At 42.8% G+C, this 8,369-nt stretch carries 7 protein-coding genes and 1 pseudogene; 1 reads left to right on the top strand and 7 read right to left on the bottom strand.

All coding sequences use genetic code 11. The features are described from left to right. A partial coding sequence (locus ASV53_RS21120) for a nucleoid-associated protein (RefSeq protein ID WP_141226287.1) occupies nucleotides 1–596 on the bottom strand: 596 nt, incomplete at its 3' end. Nucleotides 597–796: 200 nt separating this feature from the next. Here ASV53_RS21120 and ASV53_RS21115 point away from each other — a divergent pair. Further along, a pseudogene (locus tag ASV53_RS21115) lies at nucleotides 797–1,165 on the top strand (CreA family protein); the annotation flags it as partial. Nucleotides 1,166–1,248: 83 nt separating this feature from the next. Here the strand turns inward: ASV53_RS21115 and ASV53_RS21110 are convergent. From ASV53_RS21110 to ASV53_RS21085, 6 genes are all read right to left on the bottom strand, one after another. Beyond that, nucleotides 1,249–2,427: an ABC transporter permease gene (locus ASV53_RS21110; RefSeq protein ID WP_094958556.1), complete on the bottom strand. Its 1,179-nt coding sequence runs from the start codon at nucleotides 2,425–2,427 to the stop codon at nucleotides 1,249–1,251. Next, entirely contained in the window at nucleotides 2,424–3,617 is a 1,194-nt protein-coding gene (locus ASV53_RS21105) for an ABC transporter permease (protein WP_083540998.1), read from the bottom strand. The genes ASV53_RS21110 and ASV53_RS21105 overlap by 4 nt, the downstream gene beginning before the upstream one ends. Nucleotide 3,618: 1 nt before the next feature. Then, nucleotides 3,619–4,599 (bottom strand): HlyD family secretion protein, encoded by a 981-nt coding sequence (locus ASV53_RS21100; RefSeq protein ID WP_094958555.1) that lies wholly within the window; start codon nucleotides 4,597–4,599, stop codon nucleotides 3,619–3,621. Next, on the bottom strand, nucleotides 4,596–5,993 hold the full coding sequence (locus ASV53_RS21095; protein ID WP_094958554.1) for a TolC family protein: 1,398 nt from the start codon (nucleotides 5,991–5,993) through the stop codon (nucleotides 4,596–4,598). The genes ASV53_RS21100 and ASV53_RS21095 overlap by 4 nt, the downstream gene beginning before the upstream one ends. A gap of 690 nt (nucleotides 5,994–6,683) precedes the next feature. Further along, nucleotides 6,684–7,145 carry a TetR family transcriptional regulator gene (locus ASV53_RS21090; protein ID WP_094958553.1) on the bottom strand — a complete coding sequence of 154 codons (462 nt, stop codon included), beginning with the start codon at nucleotides 7,143–7,145 and terminating at the stop codon, nucleotides 6,684–6,686. A gap of 225 nt (nucleotides 7,146–7,370) precedes the next feature. Then, a complete protein-coding gene (locus ASV53_RS21085) occupies nucleotides 7,371–8,078 on the bottom strand; it encodes a L,D-transpeptidase family protein (protein ID WP_239928875.1) in 708 nt (235 codons plus the stop codon). Nucleotides 8,079–8,369: the final 291 nt, after the last annotated feature.

Raw genomic sequence — 8,369 nt, 5'->3', positions numbered from 1 at the left:
GCTTTAGCTGGAGTTATTTTATTTATACAATCAAAAGCATCTGTAAAATAATCTGTATGCTTACCCTTCCCTATGAAGCTGAGATAATTTTTATTGTAATCAGTATTTAATGATTTTACATAACCAGTAGTATTTATATCAACTGCTTGGTGCAATTTACTCAAATCAACGTGAACTTCAGTTGTGGGCTTCAAATTAGTTAACTTAATACCAGCAGTATTAGTTATCATCGCAGCCATTAAGCGGCTATCATGAAATGATTCATACTCAATAAAACAGATATAGCCACCTTTACTGTTTGTATGAACAATCTCTTCATATAAAGCAGCCATTGTAGACGTTGTAAGTTCAAGAAATACACTGTCTCTTTGAGCCTCACCGTCTTGCTCACTATCTAACTCTCTAAGTTTTGAAGGAAAGTCACCATTACCTTTAAATTGCCCCCAAAGAACAGCCGTTCTACTATCCTTGGTTTTAACTAAATCTTTAGCAAGTTTTAAGATGACTTCATTGCCTAAGTTTAAAAGTTCATCAGCAAGATCTGGTTTTTTTTCTTTGAAAAGCTCGTGAATTACAAAGCGCTTGATTGACGCCATTTTATACCCTTACATATTACTGGTTTTATCGACAGCGCTATAGTACCAATAAGTCACTTATTTTAAAGAAGAATAACTCAAAGTATTGTGCAATATATTTAGTATAGATAAATACTGTATTTTTGTACAGTACTATTCGATTCTAACAAATTCAGAAGCAACTAGTCGTAGTGTTGGTAATGAAGAGTTCATCTAAGTAAATCAAAATCTCAAACTTGGATAATGAAAAAATCCCTGGAGTGACCTGCCATATTGCCTCTGTTGAAGCTAATTTAAGCCTTTCCGATCCAAGTGATAGTTCTATTTCTTGTCGTCAAACGGGTGATATCACACCTGAAATGCTCGCTAGAATAGATAAAAGTAAATCGGGTGAAGTGGTATTCAAGCAATCTAAAAGCATCTTCTTCAAATCAATGAAAGTTAGACGTATCTACGATGCCGAAAACCAGACGCTACTCTACTTGTCTTACACGACTAAAGAGACAGAGGGAAGCTTCAAGCATAGCCTGTCTACAGTGCCATTATGGGGCACTAAAGCTTATATCCAGCCAGCGACGCCAGCGTCATAAGCCAGATTTAAAAACATCAACAAAAAGGCCGCCCCCTTAGTAAGGGGCGGCCTTTCTTTTATGCATGGTAACACCAAGCTACTTTATTCTAAGCTGGCAGCATTAACTTGTTTAGCTGACGCCTTTTGCGCTCGTGTCATTAGCCATGACGCGATACAGCCGAAAACAACCACCTGTAGCCATAATTGTCCCCACCAGCCAATCACTTGTTCGAAGCTAGCACCCATTTGGTTCAAGCGTACAAAACCGTTAATAGCGGGTGTCGCAGGTGCAATTTGAGCGATGTGGTTTAATACATCTGGAATAGCAGATGGCGGCCAAATAAAGCCCGCGGTGAAAATCAAGGGAATCGAGCTGATCAAGACTATCACTGTTGCCAATTCACGGCGTGGGATCAACTGACCAATTACCATCCCTGCAAAAACGACAGCCAATAAGAAAGGTACTGTCATTGCCAGTAAGTCACTCATTGAAGCAAGCCTGCTGATACCTAATGACTCGAAACTATAACCAAAATAATACGCAGTCAGTGGAAGGTAAATTGCCATCATCAGCAAACCACGCACTATGATTATTTTCCATGCTGGATAACGCAACCAATACCCTGTACCACCTTGTAGACGATATTCGTTTTGACCACCACCTAACATGGCCACAGCAATCAATAATGTCTGATGTAAAATCAGCACGAATACTGCTGGCACAACGTAATTCACGTAGCCCATCGATGGATTAAACACAGGGCGCGTATTCAGTTTAATGGCTGAATACTGATCTGATGCTAACGCAATGTTATCACCCGACATAACCATCCGTGCCACTTTTACCTTAGCCCCTAGCGTACCACCCGCGGTGGCCATCCCTTCGACAATAGTGCCGTACACAAGGAAATAAGAAGCATCACCCGCATACGCGAGTACAGGGCTTTTCCCGAGTAACAAATCACGATTGAAGTGCTCAGGGATCACTAATAACCCATGAACTTCACCCGTTTCTAACTGACTTTTCGCTTCACCTATAGACTGCGCATACTGCTGTACTTTTACTTGTGGTGTCGCATCTATCATCCGAATCAATTCACGGCTAATTTGGCTTTTATCGTGATTGACCACAGTGACTAGTTGCTCACGTGGTAACTGCTGAGAATACGGCAGTGGGTAAAGAAATGAGTAGATCAACACCCCACCAAACACAGTAAACAGTAACGCCGGATTGGTAAAAATCGCATTCAGCTCAAATTTTATCAGTGTACGCCAACTCATGATTTCACCTCCGGTGAGTGGTGATTCAATTCAGCATTGCCTTCAAGCTTAAGCTCAGAATGACCAATCGCTTTCGCCTTTAACGCCACCAAGACCAACACTATCCAGAAAGCAAAAATACCCGCTAACGTTGGCAAACATGCCGCCAATGACGCGCCATAGCTCACTTGCATCACTTGCACTTCGATATAGTGGCTAATGGGTAGCAAAGCGCGCCAAATTTGGGCCAACAGCGGCATATCACTCGCAGGGAAAGTGATCCCCATAAAAGCAAATGCAGGGGCTGTAAAACCAGCAACCATACTCATCGCACGCGTCGCGTCCAAGGTGACAAGAAACAGTAAAGCCCCTATTGCTTGGCAAGCGACAACAGTGAGGAACTGCGCAAATAGCACAATGCCCCAACTCCCATGCATTGGCCATGCTTGCCACAGGTACATACCAATCATAAAGACTGCACCCTGCAACCAAAATAGCCCTGTATACGGCAATAACTTGGCAACCAAATTACGGATAGGTGCTTTTGCAAGCCAACGGCCAACTCCTTGCTGGCGTAGCTCGGCTGCCATCGCCAATACGGTCGTCGCCACCATGATAATTTGCCACATAGCAGGAATAGCGGCAGACACGAGAAACTGACCATAATCACTGCTGGTATTATATAGCGGCGTTATTTGGCTTCTAACTGGAACGGCCTGCCCTAATGCTTGCAATGGGACTGGGCTACCACCCACCATATTTTTGAGTGTATCTACGCCGGCGGTAAATGTGCCCTGCGCTTGAAGTAACGCTGAGTTAACTAACTTACCCACCAAAATAAACTGACTATTATAGAAAGCCGTTACTTGTGGTGAACGCCCTAGCATGGTGTTTTCTTCTAATTTAGAAGGCAACACAACCAGTGCGTAAATATCACCATTCCGTAATGCAGCACTGCCCTTATCGACCGTTGTAAACTGCTCGGTAACCGCCAAGGCAGGGCTAGCATCATAATATCGGGTTAACTGACGAGACAGACGGCTATGGTCAAGATCAACCACACCAATCGACAGATCTCGGGCGATTCCCCCAGAGAAAATCGCCCACACGACGATAAACAGCAAAGCAGGGATCCAGAGTGTCATGGCTTTTAACCACGCCTCTGAACGCCAAATGTGCCACTCTCGTATTAGCTGTGAACGCAAGGTCATGCTACTCCTGCTCTACTAAAATACTCATGCCTACGCGTAAGCCTTCAATTGGCTGTACAGGACGCGCTTCTACTTCAAAAGTACGCATGTCGAAACCTTTCGCGGTATCCGTTGCGCGCCACGTTGCAAAATCACCCATCACAGACACATGGCTCACCATAAACTCATGGCTGTCTTCACTTAATGCAGGGATCACAGCTTGGAATGTTTGACCTTCACGGTACGCCTTTAGACGATCTTCACGCACGTTGAAAACAGCCCATGCATCGTCCATATCGACAATGCTTACAACGGGAAAGCCTTGTGGCGCTAATTCACCAGAACGAAGAAGGATTTGGCTTACTTCACCACGGTGCCAGCTTTCAACACGGGTATCAGCCGCATAAGCTTCCACTTCCGCTACGGCACCAGCAGCCATACGTGCTTGCTCTACCGCGGCACGCTTTGTCTCAACTCGTGCACCTTCTTTTGCCATTTCTGCCATTTGGAAAGCTGCACGTTCGGTATAACGCGCTGCTTGCCATTGGGTATAAGCCTCGTCACGTTTTTGTTCAGCGAGTACACCATCACGGTACAGGTTATCTACTCGCTTATAGGTTTTCTCCATTAAGCTAGACGCCGCTTTTGCTTTTTGCCATTGATCATAAGCCGCTGCGATTTCTTGGCTTCGTGCACCTTTTTCTGCCTGTTCGGCCATTGCACCTGCCGCTTCTTGACCCGCACGTGCTTGCTCTAATTTAGCGTCAATCTCAGGACTTAATAGAGTGAAAATAAGTTGGCCACGCTCAACGCTTTCACCTTTTTTCACTAATACTTGGTCCACACGACCCGGTACTTTTGATGAAATATTGTATTGTTGCGCTTCTATTTGACCTTGAAGGCGCTCTGGCTGAGGCTGATAAGCTTGCCAGAAGGTGTAGCCAAGCCACCCCACTAACGCGGCTGCCGGAATGATTGCAGCGAAAGACTTATACTTACTCATGATTTAACCTCTAAACCTTTATATTGTTGGTACTGATTAAAGCTGTTCATTTCGCCGCTAACGGCCAGTAAACGAGACAATGAAATTACATATTGATAAGCCGCAGCCAAACGTTGTGTTTTCACACCAGCTAAATACATTTCAGCGTCGACCACTTCTAATGATGTCGATAATCCTTGGCTAAACGCTTTGTCACGTAAACGAACATTCTCTTGCGCTAACGCTATGCTCGATTTCAAGCTGTTAAATTCTTCTAATGCTTGTTGTGCTTCACGGTATGTTTTTTCGACCAAGACAGATAAGTCTTGCTCGGCTTGTCGACGTAAGTAACTCACTTGATCAACGGTACTGCGGGCTGCTTTTACTTTGCCTGAACGGCCAGAGTTATCGAACAATGCGATATTAACACCAACACCAACAGCCCAATCTGGCGCAGTTTTAGCCGCTAAAGTGTCATCTTCATGCAAGCTGTAGTTACCATATAGGTACACCTCTGGGTAATACTTACCTTTTTCGATATCAATCACACCGCTAGCTTGCTTCTTCTTGGAGTCAAGAATGTGTAAGCCAGGGTATTCATTAAGTGTTTTCTCAATGAATGCACTCATAGGTGGCAAAGATTCGTTGGTAAATAAACCTGTTGATAACGCTGCGGGGCTCGATAGCTTCAACAGTTTAGTCAGTGCAACTTGGGATATTTCAAAATCACGTTCTGCTTTTTGACGCTCAACACGCGCTTTATCGTAAGAAGCTTCTGCCTGCAATCGCTCTACTTTTGCAATTTGGCCTTGCTGCTCTAATTTTTTGGCATGATCTAAGTGTTTTTTCAGGCCTTGTTCGACCTCTTTTCTGGTTTGCAGTACATGCTCAGTCAGCACCACCCCAAAGTAAAACTTCGATAAATCTTCAAATTTGGCCTGTTGCTTCATGGCCAGCATGTACTTCGCTTCATCTTTTTGGCTTCTGGCTATATCTTGCGCTGCATCGATACGTCCACCTGTGAAAATTGGCCAAATGGCGCGAATTGAGCTCGTGAAAACATCGCGCTTAGTCAGTTGTGAGGTAAATAAATCATCCGCAATAGGCAATATTGCAGCACCTATCGGACCCATCTGACTTCCAGCGGGTGTGCTCGCCGCAAGGTCAGACGGTTTAATTTCCACAGGCTTATCTAAGCGAGTGTAATTAGCAGACATGGTAATTTTAGGAAGGCTCAAGTCACTTGCCGCATCCTGCATATATTGGGTACGGTCAATATTTGCACGTTCTGCCGCCAGAGCATCACTGCTGTCAAGAACAGTTCGCCATGCATCATTAAAACTTACAGGTGCTGCATGTACATTCGTCACACTAAACAAAATGCTAACCAATGCGACAATAGGCTTCATTTTCATCATTAACCCTTATAGGTCTTTGTCTTTTGAACAATTCAACACCATTTTAGAGCATTTACTCTATGAAGTTCAATCTTGAATTTATAAATCATGGCTAAAACATTCAATATTAAACAAAATGCTTATTCGTAAGGTGACATCTTACCGCTTCTAATGGCGGTAAACACCTGTTTAAACATAGAAATGTATGATGTTTTATTCTCGGTCATGAATTGCCCTTGCACCAAGTGCAACATGTTACCTATCACCATAAAATGGGGAAACGACCAAATATGAGTGTACAAGCATAAGGAAAGGCATGATTTCAGACTATAGTACGGCTGCCTCAATGGAGGCTAAAAAGCAGAGAGAGTTGATGAACTTAACACCCAGTTGATGTACATGGCGGGTATTTACAGATGATGCGAAAGGTACAGGCAAAAAAATGGCGGGTATCTACCCGCCTAACGTCATTTAAGCCTAATCAGCAATATCCCTATTGCAAAGAACCATTACATATACAATATATCACCCCGTATAATTACAGAATAGGTGACTGTTTATTTTTCGTGACCATAATCACCTTATGCGGGAAAATAACAACGACAAACAATTAACTAAAACCAAAGTAGCAATAGATTGAAAATAACCTGATTTTTTAGGCAAAAAAAAACGGCTCACCGAAGTGAACCGCTTTTATTTTTTTGGAGCCTACTTAGCCATCATGATTAATGATTTACCAAATAGCCATTCAAGTTCTTTGATGCTGTCTTTACCAAAACGATCGCTACAAAGTTGGTATAAACGTTCAATACCACGCATCGCAAATTCATTCGAGCTTTCTGCTGTAACAATGTGGTGGAAAAGTAAACGCAGAATTGCCAAGAACTTCTCATCTTCTAATGCCGCAACCCAGCTAGTTACGAAAGTTTCAAGATCACTTTCAAGATCGAGTTTTTCAACGAACAGTTTAAAGATTCGCCCATCCATTGCATTCGCGAAATCCGATTTTTTAGGAAAGTGATGGCTAATGCCAGTACGAGAAATGCCTGTCTGTTTACTTAATGTGGTGTATGACATTTTGTCGTAACCTAATGTCAGCAGTTGATCAACAACCGCATCCATAATGGTTTGGATTGTGATCTCTGTATCTTCTTTGCTACGCTTTGGCATAATGAATGACTCTGAAAATGTATTTGCCTAATCATGCAATTTGATGATTAGTTGATATATATATTGCTGTTATGTCTTTAGTATTACAAAATGCTATTCCGTTAACCAGTCTTCTGCTCGTTTTTTTTAGGTCAATTCAAATATCAACGCTGAAAACTTAAAATTCAAAAACAAAAATACGAGTTTTATCACAAACCAAAAACACCTTACCTTCGTTTATATCTACTATCGACCAAACTTTACAGCAGCTTCTTCTATATTACGGTAAAGATTCGTTGTCCAATGTGGATATGTGCTAGCGGCAATTAAAGGCCCCTTCCTCGGATCTGTGGGTGAGATGACCACCTCAATATTCTCGATTCCGACGGCCTCAGCGGCAATAAACAGCTCTTCTATAGCAACATCGCCCATAGCCAGACACCCTACCGATGATGCACGACCATGAATAAAAATATTTGATCCAGGTTTATACCGCTTTTCTTCTTGGGCATGCTGAAGATCAAAACGGTTTGGATAATTCAACTTCATTGATAAATGAAAACGACTATTCGGGTTAAGACCAACAACTTGGTATATCCCTTCCGGTACTTGTTTGTCGCCCTCCCGTAATTTAGGGCCTAATTCACCACTTTGTTTTTTCACGGGGTAACGCTTGATATAAGACCAACGTCCCTTTTGTTTAGCCCAAAGCTCTAATGCTTCATCTTCCTTTATTGCAAATAAACCTAATTTTTCAGGTGGATAAGCCACTCCAGATTGCGCAAACAAACGTGTTAAACGTGGCACTATAATAGGAGAATAACGATGACGTACATCATCAACAGTGCGACTGCCATGGGGAGGGTAATCTTGGTATGACGATGCTGAAGAACTGGCGACACAAGCTAAATAAGTGCATGCAAGGAGCCCTCGGAGCATAAAGCGATTTAGCATTATTTTCACCTATCCTTCCCTATCCACCTTAACTGGTTAGCAAAGCGCACAACCTTTAGCATTTCATTCGAAAAATCAATTCACTGAGTTATGGTTAAATAACAAAAAGTTACCTCTTTAACTCGACTAGCTCAGCACATAATCAATAGCTTACTCCATGCACCAAAGCGTAACGCTACTTAACAAGCTTAAAATCTGTCTCTTAAAAACATCTGACGCTGCCGACGAATAGCCTAGTGAAGATCTCGGTGGTCGACGTATCATAAAAAAAAAATGGCGGGGGGGGGGGGG

The sequence above is a fragment of the Photobacterium sanguinicancri genome (assembly GCF_002265265.1).
Taxonomy (GTDB): Bacteria; Pseudomonadota; Gammaproteobacteria; order Enterobacterales; family Vibrionaceae; genus Photobacterium; species Photobacterium sanguinicancri.
This window is presented reverse-complemented; position numbering and strand designations above follow the sequence as displayed.